Origin of the sequence: Streptomyces sp. XH2, from assembly GCF_049725035.1 — a bacterium.
Taxonomy (GTDB): Bacteria; Actinomycetota; Actinomycetes; order Streptomycetales; family Streptomycetaceae; genus Streptomyces; species Streptomyces roseoverticillatus.
This window is the reverse complement of record NZ_JBMMMZ010000002.1, coordinates 715,505-733,058: the sequence shown is the minus strand read 5'-3', so window position 1 is coordinate 733,058 and position 17,554 is coordinate 715,505. Positions and strand designations below refer to the sequence as shown.

15 protein-coding genes and 1 tRNA gene are annotated in these 17,554 nt (G+C 69.3%); 10 read left to right on the top strand and 6 right to left on the bottom strand.

Annotated features, from left to right (window positions below):
* Positions 1-295 precede the first annotated feature (295 nt).
* The 4 genes from ACOTKD_RS06925 to polA all read right to left on the bottom strand — a co-directional run bounded on the left by ACOTKD_RS06925 (position 296) and on the right by polA (position 4,516).
* Positions 296-502: a hypothetical protein gene (locus ACOTKD_RS06925; protein ID WP_424887959.1), complete on the bottom strand. Its 207-nt coding sequence runs from the start codon at positions 500-502 to the stop codon at positions 296-298.
* Positions 499-1,530 (bottom strand): DUF3068 domain-containing protein, encoded by a 1,032-nt coding sequence (locus ACOTKD_RS06920; RefSeq protein ID WP_424887958.1) that lies wholly within the window; start codon positions 1,528-1,530, stop codon positions 499-501. Before ACOTKD_RS06920 ends, ACOTKD_RS06925 begins: the two co-directional genes overlap by 4 nt.
* Positions 1,531-1,545: 15 nt before the next feature.
* Positions 1,546-1,680 carry an SPW_0924 family protein gene (locus ACOTKD_RS06915; RefSeq protein WP_424887957.1) on the bottom strand — a complete coding sequence of 45 codons (135 nt, stop codon included), beginning with the start codon at positions 1,678-1,680 and terminating at the stop codon, positions 1,546-1,548.
* Between the two features lie 178 nt (positions 1,681-1,858).
* Positions 1,859-4,516, bottom strand: a complete 2,658-nt coding sequence (gene polA, locus ACOTKD_RS06910; protein ID WP_424887993.1) for a DNA polymerase I — start codon at positions 4,514-4,516, stop codon at positions 1,859-1,861.
* 252 nt (positions 4,517-4,768) lie between these two features.
* On the opposite strand from polA, the gene ACOTKD_RS06905 reads away from it, so the two are divergent.
* From ACOTKD_RS06905 to ACOTKD_RS06870, 8 genes are all read left to right on the top strand, one after another.
* Entirely contained in the window at positions 4,769-7,054 is a 2,286-nt protein-coding gene (locus ACOTKD_RS06905) for an FdhF/YdeP family oxidoreductase (RefSeq protein WP_424887956.1), read from the top strand.
* Positions 7,055-7,173: 119 nt separating this feature from the next.
* Positions 7,174-7,629, top strand: a complete 456-nt coding sequence (locus ACOTKD_RS06900; RefSeq protein ID WP_424887992.1) for a PaaI family thioesterase — start codon at positions 7,174-7,176, stop codon at positions 7,627-7,629.
* Positions 7,630-7,864: 235 nt separating this feature from the next.
* A complete protein-coding gene (locus ACOTKD_RS06895) occupies positions 7,865-8,257 on the top strand; it encodes a hypothetical protein (protein ID WP_424887955.1) in 393 nt (130 codons plus the stop codon).
* Positions 8,258-8,558: 301 nt separating this feature from the next.
* Positions 8,559-9,803: a branched-chain amino acid ABC transporter substrate-binding protein gene (locus tag ACOTKD_RS06890; protein WP_424887954.1), complete on the top strand. Its 1,245-nt coding sequence runs from the start codon at positions 8,559-8,561 to the stop codon at positions 9,801-9,803.
* Between the two features lie 167 nt (positions 9,804-9,970).
* Complete coding sequence (locus tag ACOTKD_RS06885; RefSeq protein ID WP_424887953.1) at positions 9,971-10,903, top strand: branched-chain amino acid ABC transporter permease; 933 nt, start codon at positions 9,971-9,973, stop codon at positions 10,901-10,903.
* Between the two features lie 5 nt (positions 10,904-10,908).
* Positions 10,909-12,759: a branched-chain amino acid ABC transporter permease gene (locus ACOTKD_RS06880; protein WP_424887952.1), complete on the top strand. Its 1,851-nt coding sequence runs from the start codon at positions 10,909-10,911 to the stop codon at positions 12,757-12,759.
* The gene (locus tag ACOTKD_RS06875) at positions 12,756-13,622 is read left to right on the top strand and encodes an ABC transporter ATP-binding protein (protein ID WP_424887951.1); all 867 of its coding nucleotides are present in this window, start codon (positions 12,756-12,758) and stop codon (positions 13,620-13,622) included. Before ACOTKD_RS06880 ends, ACOTKD_RS06875 begins: the two co-directional genes overlap by 4 nt.
* Positions 13,619-14,335 carry an ABC transporter ATP-binding protein gene (locus tag ACOTKD_RS06870; protein ID WP_424887950.1) on the top strand — a complete coding sequence of 239 codons (717 nt, stop codon included), beginning with the start codon at positions 13,619-13,621 and terminating at the stop codon, positions 14,333-14,335. Before ACOTKD_RS06875 ends, ACOTKD_RS06870 begins: the two co-directional genes overlap by 4 nt.
* Before the next feature lie 56 nt (positions 14,336-14,391).
* Here the strand turns inward: ACOTKD_RS06870 and ACOTKD_RS06865 are convergent, their stop codons facing one another.
* Positions 14,392-15,042 (bottom strand): ANTAR domain-containing response regulator, encoded by a 651-nt coding sequence (locus ACOTKD_RS06865; RefSeq protein WP_106680612.1) that lies wholly within the window; start codon positions 15,040-15,042, stop codon positions 14,392-14,394.
* A gap of 102 nt (positions 15,043-15,144) precedes the next feature.
* On the opposite strand from ACOTKD_RS06865, the gene ACOTKD_RS06860 reads away from it, so the two are divergent.
* Positions 15,145-15,217, top strand: a tRNA-Leu gene (locus ACOTKD_RS06860).
* A gap of 129 nt (positions 15,218-15,346) precedes the next feature.
* Entirely contained in the window at positions 15,347-16,111 is a 765-nt protein-coding gene (locus ACOTKD_RS06855; RefSeq protein WP_424887991.1) for a helix-turn-helix domain-containing protein, read from the top strand.
* A 10-nt stretch (positions 16,112-16,121) separates the two neighbouring features.
* Here the strand turns inward: ACOTKD_RS06855 and pyk are convergent, their stop codons facing one another.
* Positions 16,122-17,543, bottom strand: a complete 1,422-nt coding sequence (gene pyk, locus ACOTKD_RS06850; RefSeq protein WP_424887949.1) for a pyruvate kinase — start codon at positions 17,541-17,543, stop codon at positions 16,122-16,124.
* Between the last annotated feature and the right edge of the window lie 11 nt (positions 17,544-17,554).

Sequence of the window (17,554 nt, the reverse complement as noted above, 5' to 3'; positions counted from 1 at the left end):
TGCTCGCCGCCGCGGCGGCAGTAATCCGTTCGGCTCCGCCGATCCCATCCCGCCGCGGCGGCGAGCAACCGGACACGACCTGGTCGGCGGTGCCGGATCACGCCGTGCCGACAGCGCCCGCCCGGCCCCGCAGGGCACCCGCGGCGCGGCCGCAGCGAACCCGCCCCCGCCCGGCAGGGCCGGGGCACCCGCGGCGGCCCGTCGTCGCGGCGGAAGAGGTGTTCCCGTTCCCGCGCACCCTTTCCTTCCGCCGCGACGGCGGGTCACCACTGCGCCCCGGACGGCGCGGCGGTCCTCAGGGGAGGTACCGCTCCACCGCCGCCGCACCCTTCTCCTCGATGAGCCGCTTCGCGCGCTCCACCCGTTCCGGTGTCACGTCCCGGCCCGAGGCCATGACCAGGTCCTCGGGGTCGATCGGCCGCTCGCCCCCGGTGTACAGCTGCCTCGGCCGGGACGCGAGGGATCCGTCGTCCGTCTTCTCCTTCGTGGTCTTCTCCTTCACGGCGAGCCTCCTCTGCTCCGCGCGGCCCTCTTCCGCGGGGCCTGCCGCTCGGTTTTCCCTCCATCGTGTGCCTTTTGTCCGGTAAATGCACGACGAGGGCGGGTCCGGGCTTCCAGGAACAGGGCGAGGGCGGCGAGGGCGACGCCCAGCCCGGCGCTCCCCCAGGGCAGCCACGAGGTCAGCAGGAGGACGAGCCGCCGCTGGGAGGTCACCAGGGCGACGGTGGAGTCGACGTAGTCGGCGCGCATCTTCACGTGCCCGGCGAAGGCGGTGACCGGCTGCTTCCCGGGCCGGTCGGTCCAGCGCAGCTCCTCGCGGTGGATCTCTTCGCCGTTGACGGGGGCACCGGTCGCGGGGTCGACCCAGAACATGCGCCGGGTCGTGTACCACCGCTCCAGGCCCAGTTGACGGAGGGTCTCGGGCGTGACCCCGAGGGGCAGCACCTTGGGGAAGGGCACCCGGGTCCAGGGGACGGTCTGCTCGAAGTAGTAGACGTCGAGTCCCCGGAAGGAGCGGGTGCCGCGGTAGTGGATGGGCGCGGAGGTGCGGGTCTGCATGTCGAAGTAGCGGTAGTCGCGCTTCTCGACGAGGAACGGCCACTTGTACTCGATGCCGTCGCGCCGTACGGGCGTGCCGTCGACGTGCTCCCCGCCCGCGTGCACGGGCTGCTGCCCGTGGGCGTCGAACACGTACCGCTCGGGGATCCGGGAGATCATCGCCCCGTCGGGCCCGGTCATGTGGGTGAGGGTGTCCCAGACGACGACGTCGCGCCCGGTCGCGCGCCTGACCTTGCGCGCTTCCTCGACATTGCCCTTGAGGGTCTGGACGAGGGTGACCTTGGGGACGGTCCGCGGTTCCATCCGCGCGTAGTCGACGAGCGTGGCGTCCTTCGCCTCCAGGACGGCGGTCTGGTACGTGCCCGCCGGGACCTTGGCGAGGCGGGGGTAGGCGTACCAGCGCAGCAGCGGGGCGAGGGCCACGAGGAACACGGCCACCGTGAGAAGGACGAGGCTCGCTCTGCGGCGCACGGCGCGGCCGGCCCGTCAGGGGTGCGCGGGGGCGGAGGTGAGCAGGGGCTTCGGGGAGGTCGTGCCCTCGGGCGGGCCGATCGCGGTGACGGTGAGGACGAGGGCGAGGGCGGCGGCCAGCCCGACGGCCGCGGCGACGAGTGCGCGCATGTGAAGCCTCCCGGCGGATCGCCCCGGATCCCCTACAGCTGACGCCTAGTCAGAAACAGGCAGGGCGGCACGGTAGCAACGCACGGCGCAGATGAGAACCACGCGGACGGCCCCTCTCCCCCGCGGGAAACGCGGAGGAGAGGGGCCGTACGGACGTCACGGACGGGCCCGGACGGGCTCAGTGCGCGGCGGACTCCCAGTCCCGCCCCACGCCGACCGACACGTCCAGCGGGGCGCGCAGCTCGACCGCACCGGCCATCTCGCGGCGCACCAGCGCCTCGACGGCCTCCCGCTCGCCCGGAGCGATCTCCAGCACGATTTCGTCGTGGACCTGGAGCAGCATCCGGGACACGAGCTCCCCGGCCTCCAGCGCCTTCCCCACCCGCAGCATCGCGATCTTCACGATGTCGGCGGCGGTGCCCTGGATCGGAGCGTTCAGCGCCATCCGCTCGGCCATCTCACGGCGCTGGCGGTTGTCGCTGTTGAGGTCCGGGAGATAGCGGCGGCGGCCGAGCATCGTCTCGGTGTAGCCCGTGGCGCGGGCCTCGACGACGACCCGCTGCAGGTAGTCCCGCACGCCGCCGAAGCGCTCGAAGAAGGTGTCCATCAGCTTGCCCGCCTCGCCGGGGGCGATGTTCAGCTGCTGGGACAGACCGAACGCCGACAGCCCGTAGGCGAGGCCGTACGACATCGCCTTGATCTTCCGGCGCATCTCCGGGTCGACCTCGGTCCGCTCCACGCCGAACACCTGGGAGGCGACGGTGGTGTGCAGGTCCTCGCCGGAGGCGAAGGCCTCGATGAGGCCCTCGTCCTCGGAGAGGTGCGCCATGACCCGCAGCTCGATCTGGCTGTAGTCGGCGGTCATGAGGGACTCGTAGCCCTCGCCGACGACGAAGCCGCGGCGGATGGCCCGGCCCTCGTCCGTCCGCACCGGGATGTTCTGCAGATTGGGGTCGGTGGAGGACAGCCGGCCCGTGGCCGCCACCGTCTGGTTGAAGGTGGTGTGGATCCGGCCGCCGGGCGCGATCGACTTGATCAGGCCCTCGACCGTGGACCGCAGCTTCGACTGCTCCCGGTGCCGCAGCATGATCACCGGGAGTTCGTTCTCGGTCTGCGCCGCGAGCCACGCCAGGGCGTCGGCATCCGTGGTGTAGCCGGTCTTGGTCTTCTTCGTCTTCGGCAGGCCGAGCTCGCCGAAGAGCACCTCCTGCAGCTGCTTGGGCGAGCCGAGGTTGAACTCGTGGCCCGCGGCCGCGTGCGCCTCCTGCACGGCCTGCTGCACCGCGGCGGCGAACTGCTGCTCCATGCGCTCCAGCCAGCCGCGGTCGGCCGCGATGCCCGCCCGCTCCATACGGGCCAGCAGCGCGCTCGTCGGCAGCTCCACATTGCGCAGGAGCTCCGCCGCACCGACCTCCTCAAGGCGCGTGGTGAACGCCGCCCCCAGGTCGAGGACCGTACGGGCCCGGCCCATGAGGGCGTCGGCCTCGGCCTGCTCGTCGGCGCCGAAGGCCAGCTGCCCGTCGCCCGCGGCGGCCGTGGCCAGCTCGCGGCCCAGGTACTCCACCGACAGGGCGTCCAGCGCGAAGGAGCGGCGACCGGGCTTGACCAGATAGGCGGCCAGCGCCGTGTCCATGCTGACGCCCTCGACCGTCCAGCCGTGCTCGGCGAAGACCCGCATCGCCGCCTTGGCGTCGTGCATGACCTTCGGCGCGCCCGCATCCGCGCTCCAGCCCGCGAACGCCTTCTCGTCGGCCTCGTCGAGCTCCGCCGGGTCGAACCACACGGCCGGGCCCTCGCCCGTGGCCAGCGCGATCTCCGCGACGCGGCCGCTGCCCAGCTTCCACGCGTCGACGATCGCCACACCGAGCGGGGACGCGCCGTGCTCCGCCAGCCACGGCGCGAGCTCACCCGCCCCGAGCACCGTGCCGTCCACCTCGGCGCCCGCCGCCGGAGCGACCTCCTCCTCGGCCTCCGCACCCGGGTCCGCGGCCAGCAGCCGGTCCCGCAGGCCCTGGTTGCGGATCTCCAGGCCCTCCAGGAACGCGATCAGCGCCTTGCGGTCGTACGCCTCGCGCCGCAGGCCCTCCGGGCCCACCGGCAGCTCCACGTCGCGCACCATCTCCGTCAGACGGCGGTTCAGCTTGACCGCCTCCAGGTGATCACGGAGGTTCTGCCCGGCCTTGCCCTTGACCTCCTCGACGCGCTCCACCAGCTCCGCGAACGAACCGAACTGGTTGATCCACTTCGCGGCGGTCTTCTCGCCCACGCCCGGGATGCCCGGCAGATTGTCCGACGGGTCGCCGCGCAGGGCCGCGAAGTCCGGATACTGCGACGGGCTCAGACCGTACTTCTCCTGGACCTTCTCCGGCGTGAAGCGCGTCAGCTCCGAGACGCCCTTCGTCGGATACAGCACCGTGACGTCGTCGGACACCAGCTGGAAGGAGTCCCGGTCACCGGTGACGATCGAGACGTGGAAGCCCTCGGCCTCGGCCTGCGTGGCCAGCGTGGCGATCACATCGTCCGCCTCGAAGCCGTCCACCGCGAAACGCGGCACCCGCATCGCGTCGAGCAGCTCGCCGATCAGCTCGACCTGGCCCTTGAAGTCGTCCGGCGTCTTCGAACGCGTCGCCTTGTACTCCGGGAACTCCTCCGAGCGCCACGTCTTGCGCGACACGTCGAACGCCACGGCGAAGTGCGTGGGCGCCTCATCACGCAGGGTGTTCGCCAGCATCGACGCGAAGCCGTACACCGCGTTCGTCGTCTGGCCGGCGACCGTCGTGAAATTCTCCGCGGGCAGCGCGAAGAACGCCCGGTACGCCATCGAGTGCCCGTCCATGAGGAGCAGGCGGGGGCGACCTCCCTCCGCTGCCTCGGTGCCGGTCGGTTCGTTCGTCTTCACTGCCTTTGCTGCCACGCCCCCGATCCTGCCACGGCCCACTGACAATCCCGGCCACGGCGACCTCGCCCCGGCACCCGGCGCCGCCCCGTGACAGGATCGGGGCCGTACGACACCGCAGCCGTACGACAGCCGCGCACGGGAACCCGTACGCGACACCGCGCACCACCGACCGCTCAAGGGGGAGCGAAGATGGCAGGCAAGCCACCCACCGGCGATCCCGTCCAGGACGCACCGGACGTCACGGCCCCGCAGCACGCCGCCGCCGGACTGCCCGCCGTCGCCCACTCCCTGCGCATCGCCCACCAGCAGATGGGCGCCCGCCGCACCGCCCTCACCCTCCTCAAGGTCAACCAGAAGGACGGCTTCGACTGCCCCGGCTGCGCCTGGCCCGAGCCCGACAAGCGGCACGCCGCCGAATTCTGCGAGAACGGCGCCAAGGCCGTCGCCGAAGAAGCCACCCTGCGCCGCGTCACCCCCGACTTCTTCGCCCGCCACACGGTCACCGACCTCGCCGGGCGCAGCGGCTACTGGCTCGGCCAGCAAGGCCGCCTCACCCAGCCCATGTACCTGGCCGAAGGCTCCGACACCTACGAGCCGGTGAGCTGGGAACGCGCCTTCGACATCATCGCCGAGGACCTCACCGCCCTCGGCTCCCCCGACGAAGCCGTCTTCTACACCTCCGGCCGCACCAGCAACGAAGCGGCCTTCCTCTACCAGCTCTTCGCCCGCGAGTTCGGCACCAACAACCTGCCCGACTGCTCCAACATGTGCCACGAGTCCTCCGGCTCCGCGCTCTCGGAGACCATCGGCATCGGCAAGGGCAGCGTCCTCCTGGAGGACCTCTACAAAGCCGACCTGATCATCGTCGCCGGCCAGAACCCGGGCACCAACCACCCCCGCATGCTCAGCGCCCTGGAGAAGGCCAAGCGCGGCGGAACGAAGATCATCACTGTCAACCCGCTCCCCGAAGCCGGCCTGGAGCGCTTCAAGAACCCGCAGAACGCCCGCGGCCTCGCCGGCGGCGGCACCGCCCTGACCGACCTCTTCCTGCAGATCCGCCTCGGCGGCGATCAGGCCCTCTTCCGCATCCTGGGCCGGCTCGTCCTGGAGACCGAAGGCGCCGTCGACACCGCGTTCATCGACGAGCACACCCACGGCTTCGACGACTTCCGGCGCACCGCCCTCACCGCCGACTGGGACGAAACCCTCCGGGCCACCGGCCTGAGCCGCGCGGAGATCGAGCAGGCCCTCGCCATGATCCTCGGCTCCAAGCGCACCATCGTCTGCTGGGCCATGGGCCTCACCCAGCACAAGCACGCCGTCCCCACCATCAAGGAGGTCGTCAACCTCCTGCTCCTCCGCGGCGACATCGGCCGCCCCGGCGCCGGCGTCTGCCCCGTCCGCGGCCACAGCAACGTCCAGGGCGACCGCACCATGGGCATCTTCGAACGCCCCGCCCCCGCCTTCCTCGACGCCCTGGAAAAGGAATTCGGCTTCACCCCGCCGCGCGAACACGGCCTTGACGTCGTCCGCGCCATCCGCGCACTCCGCGACGGACAGGCCAAGGTGTTCTTCGCCATGGGCGGCAACTTCGTCTCCGCCACCCCCGACACCGACGTCACCGAAGCCGCCGTCCGGCGCGCCCGCCTCACCGTCCACGTGTCCACCAAGCTCAACCGCTCCCACGTGGTCACCGGCGCCCGCGCCCTCATCCTCCCCACCCTCGGCCGCACCGAACGCGACCGCCAGGCGAGCGGCGAACAGTTCGTCACCGTCGAGGACTCCATGGGCATGGTCCACGCCTCCCGCGGCGGCCTGAAGCCCGCGAGCCCCCACCTGCTCTCCGAACCCGCCATCGTCTGCCGAATGGCCCGCCGCGTCCTCGGCGACGCCTCCCCCACCCCCTGGGAGACCTTCGAGCAGGACTACGGCACGATCCGCGACCGCATCGCCCGCGTCATCCCCGGTTTCGAGGACTTCAACGCCCGCGTCGCCCGCCCCGGCGGCTTCACGCTGCCCCACGCCCCCCGCGACGAACGCCGCTTCCCCACCACCACCGGCAAGGCCAACTTCACCGCCGCCCCCGTCGAATACCCGCACGCCCCCGAAGGCCGCCTGCTCCTGCAGACCCTGCGCTCCCACGACCAGTACAACACCACCATCTACGGCCTCGACGACCGCTACCGCGGCATCAAGAACGGCCGCCGCGTCGTCCTCGTCAACCCCGACGACGCCCGCGAACTCGACCTCGCCGACGGCAGCTACGCCGACCTCGTCAGCGAGTGGACCGACGGCACCGAACGCCGCGCCGACGGCTTCCGCGTCGTCCACTACCCCACGGCCCGCGGCTGCGCCGCCGCCTACTACCCGGAGACGAACGTCCTCGTCCCGCTCGACCACACCGCCGACACCAGCAACACCCCGGCGAGCAAGTCGCTGGTCGTCAGGATCGAGCGGACGGAACGGACCGACTGATCCGAGGGGAAGAGCGACCCGGCCGGCTGACGGCGGTTGCTGACGGCGGTTGACGGCAAGGCCGTTGAACTGAAAAAACTTTCACACCACAACGGCCGACGGTGATCGGAGCACGAGGCATGGGCGAGCACGGCAAGACCACGTTCCCGCAGGAGGTCCTGGACCAGTGGGCCGGCAGCGGGCTCGACCTGCCCGCCCTCTTCTCCGCCGGGCACCTCGGCGAGCGCATGAACGTACGCGTCGTCGAGGCCTCCGCCGAGCGCGTGGTCGGCACCATGCCCGTCGAGGGCAACACCCAGCCCTACGGGCTGCTGCACGGCGGCGCCTCCGCCGTGCTCGCCGAGACCCTCGGCTCCGTCGGCGCCATGCTCCACGGCGGCCCCTCCCGGATCGCCGTCGGCGTCGACCTCAACTGCACCCACCACCGGGGCGTCCGCTCCGGGCTGGTGACCGGCGTCGCCACGCCCGTGCACCGGGGGCGCACCACCGCCACGTACGAGATCGTCGTCACCGACGAGCAGGACAAGCGGGTGTGCTCGGCGCGGCTCACCTGCGTCATCCGCGACGCGGGGTGACCGGCGTCGCCGACGCCTGACCGGCGGTGCGGGGTGACCGGCGGCGCCGAAGCCTGGCCGCTGGTGCGGGTGGTTGCCCATTCCGCCGGACCCTCGCCGTCGGAGCACCTCGCCGTTGCGGCGGGCATTTCGTTTCCGCCGCAACGGCGCGACACCACGACGCGCCGGAACCGGCGGTGCCCGGCCCACCGCAAGACGGGTTCCCCGTACCGCACATGCGCCGTACCTTCCCAGCATGCGGGCACCCCGAACGGCCGGCGCGGCACTGCTGCTGACGGCCGCCATCCTCACCGGCTGCGGAAACCCCGGCCCCGCAGCCGGCCCCGCCGGCCCCGCCTCCCGCTCACCCTCGCCCGACTCCCCCGTGCAGCTGTGCACCAGGCTCATCTCGTACTGGGCCGAGCAGGACATCACCGGAAGCAAGTGGGCCGGCCTCGACTGGGAGCAGAAGGGCCTGTCGAACGAGCAGTACGGCCTCTACGGCGACATCGTGCAGGAGGCGCGCGGCGAACAGCGCCGGCGCGGGACGGACGCGGCGCTCGAACTGATCCGGCGCCGGTCGGCCGAGCGCTGCGAGGCCACGAACGGAGCGACGTACAGCTCCGAGAACTGGCGGCCCCCGGCATAACGGTGTGTGACCACAGGGCAGGGCGGGAAGCGTAGGGACGGCGACGCGAGCACGATCGGCACGGCCCCGAACCGCCTTCCCCCACCCACGACCACTTAGCGGAACTGCACTTTCTGGCTCCGCACTCGGGGGACAAATCACCATCCGCGAAGATCATTCGCTCAGCACTGCTACACAAAATTCCCCAGAAGTGATCTGCGTCATAACAAGACAGTCACATCATGGCCAGCACCTCTGCCCCCCGTCGCCGCACCCCCCTAGAGTCACGGCCAGTCACCGCCCGCCGGGGAAAGGACACACCGTGCGCCATCGTCCCCTGCTCCTCCTCACCAGCACCCTCGCCGCCGGCGCGCTCACCCTCAGCGCCTGCGGCTCACGCGACGACGGCGGCAAGAGCGACGACAACGACAACGGCGGCGGCACGCAGACCACCGTGGTCATCGGCGTCGACGCCCCGCTGACCGGCTCCCTCTCCGCCCTCGGCCAGGGCATCAAGAACTCCGTCGACCTCGCCGCCCGCACCGCCAACAAGAACAAGGAAGTCAAGGGCGTCACCTTCCGCACCGAACCCCTCGACGACCAGGCCGTCCCCGCCTCCGGCCAGCAGAACGCCACCAAACTCGTCGCCGACAAAGCCGTGCTCGGCGTCGTCGGCCCCCTCAACTCGGGCGTCTCCCAGTCCATGCAGGGCGTCTTCGCCCGCGCCGACCTCACCCAGGTCTCCCCCGCCAACACCAGCCCCGAACTCAGCCAGGGCGACAACTGGCTCAAGGGAGACAAGAAACGCCCCTTCAAAACCTACTTCCGCACCGCCACCACCGACATCATCCAAGGCCGCTTCGCCGCCCAGTACGCCTTCAACGACGCCAAGAAGAAAAAAGCCTTCGTCGTCGACGACAAACAGACCTACGGCGTCGGCCTCGCCTCCATCTTCGGTCAGGAATTCAAACGCCTCGGCGGCGAAGTCGTCGGCACCGACCACATCACCGTCAAGGAGACCGACTTCTCCAGCGTCGCCAACAAAGTCAGGAACAGCGGCGCCGACATCGTCTACTACGGCGGCCAGTACCCCGAAGGCGGCCTCCTCGCCGACCAGGTCAAGAAAGCCGGCGCCCACATCCCCCTCATGGGCGGCGACGGCGTCTACGACCCCGCCTTCATCAAGGCCTCCAGCGAGAGCAACGACGGCGACCTCGGCACCTCCGTCGGCTACCCCGTCGAAGACCTCGACTCCGCCAAAACCTTCGTCCAGAACTACAAGGCAGCCGACTACAAAGACCCCTACGCGGCCTACGGCGGCTACTCCTACGACGCGGCCTGGGCCATCATCCAAGCCGTCAAGAGCGTCGTCACCGCCAACAACGGAAAACTCCCCGCCGACGCCCGCGCCAAAGTCACCGAAGCCATGGGCAAAGTCTCCTTCGAAGGAGTCACCGGAAAAGTCTCCTTCGACGAATTCGGCGACACCACCAACAAACAACTGACCGTCTACCAGGTCAAGGGCGACGCCTGGAAGTCCGTCAAGAGCGCCACCTTCAAGGACTGAGCTCCTTCAAGGACTGAGCTCCTTGAGAAACGGAGCTCACCCAAGCACCGAACACCCTCGGAACCCGAGCACCCACCGCACCCACCCGGACCCCGGCCCACCGCGCGAGGAAGCGTCCCACGCCCTCGCGAGGACCCGCATCCGACACCCGCATCGGAGGCCCAGCGGTGCACCAACTGCCGCAAACGCTGGTCAACGGACTCGCCCTCGGTGCCCTCTACGGCCTCATCGCCATCGGGTACACCATGGTCTACGGCATCGTCCAGCTCATCAACTTCGCCCACGGCGAGATCGTCATGATCGGAGCCTTCGGCGCCCTCACCATCCACCTCTGGCTCCCCGGAGACACCCCCCTCCCCGCCGCCCTCCCCCTCATGCTCATCGGCGGCGCCATCGCCTCCGTCGCCGTCGCCACCGCGGCCGAACGCTTCGCCTACCGCCCCCTCCGCAACGCCCCCAGACTCGCCCCCCTCATCACCGCCATCGGCCTGTCCATCGCCCTCCAGCAAATCGTCTGGGCCTTCTACCCCGACGCCAAGAAATCCCGCGGATTCCCACAGTTCCAGGGCGACGCCCTCGAACTCGCCGGCAACCTCCACCTCCAGCGCGACGACCTCTTCGTCCTCGTCGCCGCACCCCTGTGCATGCTCGCCCTCGGCTACTTCGTCGCCAGAAGCCGCACCGGCCGCGCCATGCAAGCCACCGCCCAGGACCCCGACACCGCAAAACTCATGGGCATCAACACCGACCGCATCATCGTCCTCGCCTTCGCCATCGGCGGCGCCTTCGCCGCGGTCGCCGCAGTCGCCCAAGGACTCCGCGCCGGACAGATCAACTTCGAAATGGGCTTCATCCTCGGCCTCAAAGCCTTCACCGCAGCCGTCCTCGGCGGCATCGGCAACATCTACGGAGCCATGCTCGGCGGCGTCGTCCTCGGCATCGCCGAAGCCGCCGCCTCCACCTACATCCAGCACATCCCCGGAATGCAACAACTCGGCGGAGGCGGCTGGAAGGACGTCTGGGCCTTCGCCCTCCTCATCCTCGTCCTCCTCATCAGGCCCCAAGGACTGCTCGGCGAACGCGTCGCGGATCGGGCGTGAGAGCAATGAACCCACAACACACCACACCAGCAACAACCGAAACAACGCAAACACCCACCACCGAAACCGCCCCCGTCATCCCCCTCCCCCTCACCACCGCACGCACCCTCACCGCCACCGGCGCCCTCCTCAGCGCCGCCTCCACCTTCCTCTCCTGGACCTGGACCACCCGCTTCCCCGGCAACCTCACCGTCAACGGCTACCCCGGCGGCCTCCAGCTCCTCACCCTCACCGGCGCCCTCCTCACCCTCGCCTACACCCTCACCTCCTGGAACACCCCAGGCCTCCGCTGGCTCAACCCCACCCACAGCCACAACGCCACCGCGCTCCTGGCCACCGCCACCCTCGCCACCACCTGGTACACCCTCATCGCCATCGCCGCACAACTCGGCGGACTCGCCAACCTCGAACCCGGCGGCTACGCGGCCGCCCTCACCACCCTCCTCACCCTCCTCGGCACCCTCGCCCTCCCCCTCGACCGGCACGCCGACGACACCGCCCCGGACACCGGACACCCGACAGCCGCTGCCCGCGCCCGGGCACTCACCCGCACCCTCCTCCGCACCCTCCGCCCCAGCCACCCCAACCAACAGCCACCACCACCCCGGCCCCTACCCCCCTGGGCCGAAATCCTCATCATCGCCGCAGCCTTCGGCCTCGCCCTCGGCATCGTCACCTACGGAATCGGCACCGCCTACGGCGAACTCTTCACCGGCTTCCTGCTCCTGGCCGGCATCGGCACCGCAGGCCTCGCCCGCGCCGGACTCCTCAGCCGGCTCACCACACTGACCACCAAACACCGCACACCCACCATCACCGCCGCCTTCATCGCCGCCGCGCTCTTCCCCCTCACCCAGGACACCGACCAATACACCCTCATCGCCGTCAACATCCTGATCTTCTCCACCGTCGCCCTCGGCCTCAACGTCGTCGTCGGCCTCGCCGGCCTCCTCGACCTCGGCTACGTCGCCTTCCTCGGCGTCGGCGCCTACACCGCCGCCCTCGTCTCCGGCACCACCGCATCCACCCTCGACATCCACTTCCCCTTCTGGGCCGCCGTCCTCACCGGCGCCGCCGCCTCACTCGTCTTCGGCGTCGTCATCGGCGCCCCCACCCTCCGACTGCGCGGCGACTACCTCGCCATCGTCACCCTCGGCTTCGGCGAGATCTTCCGCATCACCGTCGGCAACCTCAACGGCGAATCCGGCCCCTCCCTCACCAACGGCCCCAACGGCATCCCCAACATCCCCGACCTCGCCCTCTTCGGCTACTCATTCGGCGAGACCCACCACCTCGGCAGCATCACCCTCAACCCCTTCGCCAACTACTACCTCCTCATGCTCCTCTTCACCGTCATCGTCGTCCTCGTCTTCAGCCGCGCCGGCAACTCCCGCATCGGCCGCGCCTGGATCGCCATCCGCGAAGACGAAACCGCCGCCACCGCCATGGGCATCAACGGCTTCCGCCTCAAACTCCTCGCCTTCGCCCTCGGCGCCACCCTCGCCGGACTCGCCGGCACCGTCCAAGCCCACGTCGCCTACACCGTCGTCCCCGAGCAATACGTCTTCGCCGGCCCCGTACCGCCCAACTCCGCCTTCCTCCTCGCAGCAGTCATCCTCGGCGGCATGGGCACCATCAGCGGACCCCTCCTCGGCGCCGCCCTCCTCTACCTCATCCCCGCCAAACTCCAATTCCTCCAGGACTACCAACTCCTCGCCTTCGGCGCCGCCCTCATCCTCCTCATGCGCTTCCGCCCCGAAGGCCTCATCCCCAACCGCCGCCGCCAACTCGAATTCCACGACACAACCACCACCGGCCCCGGCACCCTCACCCACCCGGAGGCGTCCACCCCATGACAGCCACCGACGCCCCCGCGAACGCCCCCGCCCCCGTCCTCACCGCCACCGGCGTCACCATGCGCTTCGGCGGCCTCACCGCCGTACGCAACGTCCACCTCACCGTCCACCAAAACGAAATCGTCGGCCTCATCGGACCCAACGGCGCCGGAAAAACCACCTTCTTCAACTGCCTCACCGGCCTCTACATCCCCACCGAAGGCACCGTCGCCTACAAGGGCGACGCCCTACCCCCCAAACCCCACCTCGTCACCAAATCCGGCATCGCCCGCACCTTCCAGAACATCCGCCTCTTCGCCAACATGACCGTCCTCGAAAACGTCCAAGTCGGCCGCCACACCCGCACCAAAGAAGGCCTCTTCTCCGCCCTCCTCCGCGGCCCCTCATTCCGCCGCGCCGAAAAAGCATCCGAAGAACGCGCCATGCAACTCCTCGAATTCACCGGACTCGCCCCCAAACGCGACCACCTCGCCCGCAACCTCCCCTACGGAGAACAACGCAAGCTCGAAATCGCCCGCGCCCTCGCCAGCGACCCCGGACTCCTCCTCCTCGACGAACCCACCGCCGGCATGAACCCCCAGGAAACCCGCGCCACAGAAACACTCGTCCACGCCATCCGCGCCCAAGGCACCGCCGTCCTCGTCATCGAACACGACATGCGCTTCATCTTCGCCCTCTGCGACCGCGTCGCCGTCCTCGTCCAAGGCGAAAAACTCACCGAAGGCACAGCGGAAGCCGTCCAGGCCGACGAACGCGTCATCGCCGCCTACCTGGGCACACCCTTCGAAGGAGCACCAGGAGAAGAAGAAGCCGCAGAAGTCGCCGCCGCCGAAGCCCGCACAGAGGAAGGGGGCGAGCGATGACCCCCCTCCTCGAAGTCGACAACCTCCGCGTCGCCTACGGCAAGATCGAAGCCGTCAAAGGCATCAGCTTCAGCGTCGAAGCCGGCCAGATCGTCACCCTCATCGGCACCAACGGCGCCGGCAAAACCACCACCCTGCGCACCCTCTCCGGACTCCTCAAACCCCTCGCCGGCACCATCCGCTTCGACGGCCGCCCACTCACCGGAGTCCCCGCCCACCGCATCGTCGCCCTCGGCCTCGCCCACTCCCCCGAAGGCCGCCACATCTTCCCCCGCCTCACCATCGCGGAAAACCTCCAGCTAGGAGCGTTCCTCCGGAAGGACGGGGAAGGCATCGCGAAAGACGTACGACGCGTCTACGACCTCTTCCCCATCCTCGGCGAACGCGCCCGCCAAGCCGCCGGCACCCTCTCCGGCGGCGAACAGCAAATGCTCGCCATGGGCCGCGCCCTGATGTCCCGCCCCAAGCTCCTCATGCTCGACGAACCCTCCATGGGCCTCTCGCCGATCATGATGCAGCGGATCATGGCCACGATCACCGAGCTCAAGGCCTCCGGCACGACCATCCTGCTCGTCGAGCAGAACGCCCGGGCCGCGCTCTCCCTCGCCGACCGCGGCCACGTCATGGAGATCGGAAAGATCGTCCTCTCCGGGACGGGGGCGGACCTCCTCCACGACGAGTCGGTACGCAAGGCGTACCTGGGCGAAGACTGACGAGGGCCCGCGTCCGGTACGGACACGGGCCCTCGTCAGTGCGGCTACGGCCGGGACTACTGCCCCTTCGCCGCCTTCTTCTCCTCGGCGTCCTCGATGACGGCCTCGGCGACCTGCTGCATCGACAGACGACGATCCATCGACGTCTTCTGGATCCAGCGGAACGCCGCCGGCTCGGTCAGGCCGTACTGCGTCTGCAGAATGCTCTTCGCCCGGTCCACCAGCTTCCGCGTCTCCAGCCGCTGAGAAAGGTCGGCGACCTCCTTCTCCAGGGCCTTCAGCTCCGTGAACCGGGAGACGGCCATCTCGATGGCCGGGACGACATCGCTCTTGCTGAACGGCTTCACGAGGTAGGCCATCGCACCGGCGTCCCGGGCCCGCTCGACGAGCTCGCGCTGCGAGAAGGCGGTGAGCATGAGGACGGGCGCGATCGAATCGCGGGCGATCTGCTCGGCGGCGGAGATCCCGTCGAGGACGGGCATCTTCACGTCAAGGATCACCAGGTCGGGCTTGTGCTCCCGGGCCAGCGCGACCGCGGTCTCGCCGTCGCCCGCCTCGCCCACGACGGAGTAGCCCTCTTCCTCAAGCATCTCTTTGAGGTCGAGCCGGATCAGGGCCTCGTCCTCGGCGATCACCACGCGGGTGACGTGGGGAGGGGTGTGCGTCGGCTCGTCGTCGACGGGCGGGGTGGGCTCGGCGGCGGTCACGGGTCTCCTCGTTCCAGGGCAAGGGTGCTGCCCCATGAGCCTACCTAGCTGCGGTATGTTTGACGCACGGCAGGATTCCGCTAACCTTGGTTTCATAGGCTAGCCCCGGTAGCCCAGCGGTAGAGGCCATGGATTCAAAACCCATTCAGCGTCGGTTCGAATCCGACTCGGGGCACTTTCCCTTCTTTTCCAAGGTCACCAATCGGATCCGGCCAAGCGCGGACCTTCGCTCATCAGGGTGAACGCACATTCGAATCCTGTCTTCCGGTGAAGCTCCTCGGCAAGGCTCGTCCTTGTGTACGACATGGAGACGCGCAACCGAGCCGTAGCCCTGATGAGGGACGGCGTACCGAACCGCATCGTGGCTGAGGAACTAGGCATACCCCGCGGAACCATCGGCTGGTGGCGATCCGAAGACCGGCGACGCAGGGGCGAAATCTTCACACGCCCGACGGATTGCCCCAGATGCACCGGCCGGGAGTTCGATCACCCGGCCTACTCCTATCTCCTCGGTCTCTATCTCGGCGATGGCCACGTCATCGCGAAGCCCAGACAGCACCACCTGTCCATCTACTGCGGCGACGTATGGCCCGGCCTGATCGATGCAGCCGAGGAGGCCATGCAGAAGGTCATGGCGCTTCCCAGCACCGGCAGGCGTCAGAAGAAGGGCTGCATGGAGGTGAAGTCCTACTCAGCGCACTGGCCATGCATGTTTCCGCAGCATGGACCGGGCAAGAAGCACGAGCGGCGCATCGCCTTGGAGGACTGGCAACAGAGCGTCGTGGACGCTCACCCCTGGGAGTTCTTACGGGGACTCATCCACTCCGACGGATGCAGGGTCATGAACTGGACCACCAGAATGGTGAACGGAGTACGCAAGCGCTACGAGTACCCGAGGTACCTGTTCACCAACAAGTCTGACGACATCCGCCAGTTGTACTGCGACACCCTCACCAGTGTGGGCGTCGAGTGGACCATCCTGGCCCGTGGCCGCGACCCCTTCAACGTCTCCGTCGCCCGTAAGGCATCCGTCGCCCTCATGGACGCCCACATCGGCCCGAAGTACTGACGTAGTCGGTCTACTCCTCACCGATGTGGTGCACCCGCACCATATTCGTCGTGCCCGGCGTCGCCGGTGGCGAGCCCGCCGTGATGATCACCCGGTCCCCCTTCCGGCACCGGCCGATCCTCAGCAGGTACTCGTCCACCTGGTCGACCATCTCGTCCGTCGTCTGCACCATCGGGCCCAGGAACGTCTCCACGCCCCACGTCAGGCTCAGCTGCGCCGCCGTCGACGCCTCCGGCGTGAACGCCAGCAGGGGGATCGGGGAGCGGTACCGGCTCAGGCGGCGGACCGTATCGCCGGATTGAGTGAAGGCGACGAGGAACTTCGCCTCCAGGAAGTCACCCATTTCCGCCGCCGCGCGGGCCACGGAGCCGCCCTGGGTGCGGGGCTTGTGCCGCTCGATCAGGGGGGAGAGGCCCTTCGCGAGGAGGTCTTCCTCCGCGGCGGCCACGATGCGGCCCATGGTCTTGACCGTCTCGACGGGGTACTTCCCCACGCTCGTCTCGCCGCTGAGCATGACCGCGTCCGTGCCGTCGATGACGGCGTTGGCGACGTCCGAGGCCTCCGCGCGCGTGGGGCGGGACGCGTCGATCATCGAGTCGAGCATCTGCGTCGCCACGATGACCGGCTTCGCGTTCCGCTTCGCGAGCTTGATCGCTCGCTTCTGCACGATCGGGACCGCTTCCAGTGGCATTTCTACGCCGAGGTCGCCGCGCGCGACCATGATGCCGTCGAAGGCGGCGATGATGCCGTCGAGGTTCTTCACGGCCTGCGGCTTTTCGATCTTGGCGATGACGGGGAGGCGGCGGCCTTCCTCGTCCATGACGCGGTGGATGTCGGCGACGTCGTCCGCGCTGCGGACGAAGGACAGGGCGATGATGTCGGCGCCGGTGCCGATGGCCCAGCGCAGGTCCTCGACGTCCTTGTCGGAGAGGGCGGGGACGGAGACGGCGACGCCGGGGAGGTTGAGGCCCTTGTGGTCGGAGACCATGCCGCCCTCGATGACGATGGTGCGGACGCGCGGGCCGTCGACCTCGGTGACCTCCAGGGTGACGCGGCCGTCGTCGACGAGGATGCGCTCGCCTCGGCTGACGTCGCCGGCGAGGCCGTCGTAGGTGGTGCCGCAGGTGTGGCGGTCGCCCTCGACGGGGTCGACGGTGATGGTGAATTCGTCGCCGCGTTCAAGAAGTACAGGGCCTTCGCGGAAGCGGCCGAGGCGGATTTTCGGGCCTTGAAGGTCGGCGAGGACGCCGACGCTGCGGCCGGCTTCCTCGGCCGCCTTGCGTACGCGCTGGTAGCGGGCCTCGTGGTCGGCGTAGGTGCCGTGGCTGAGGTTGAAGCGGGCTACGTCCATTCCGGCGTCGACGAGGGCCTTGATCTGCTCGTACGAGTCGGTGGCGGGCCCGAGGGTGCAGACGATTTTTGCTCGGCGCATGGCTCGACCAT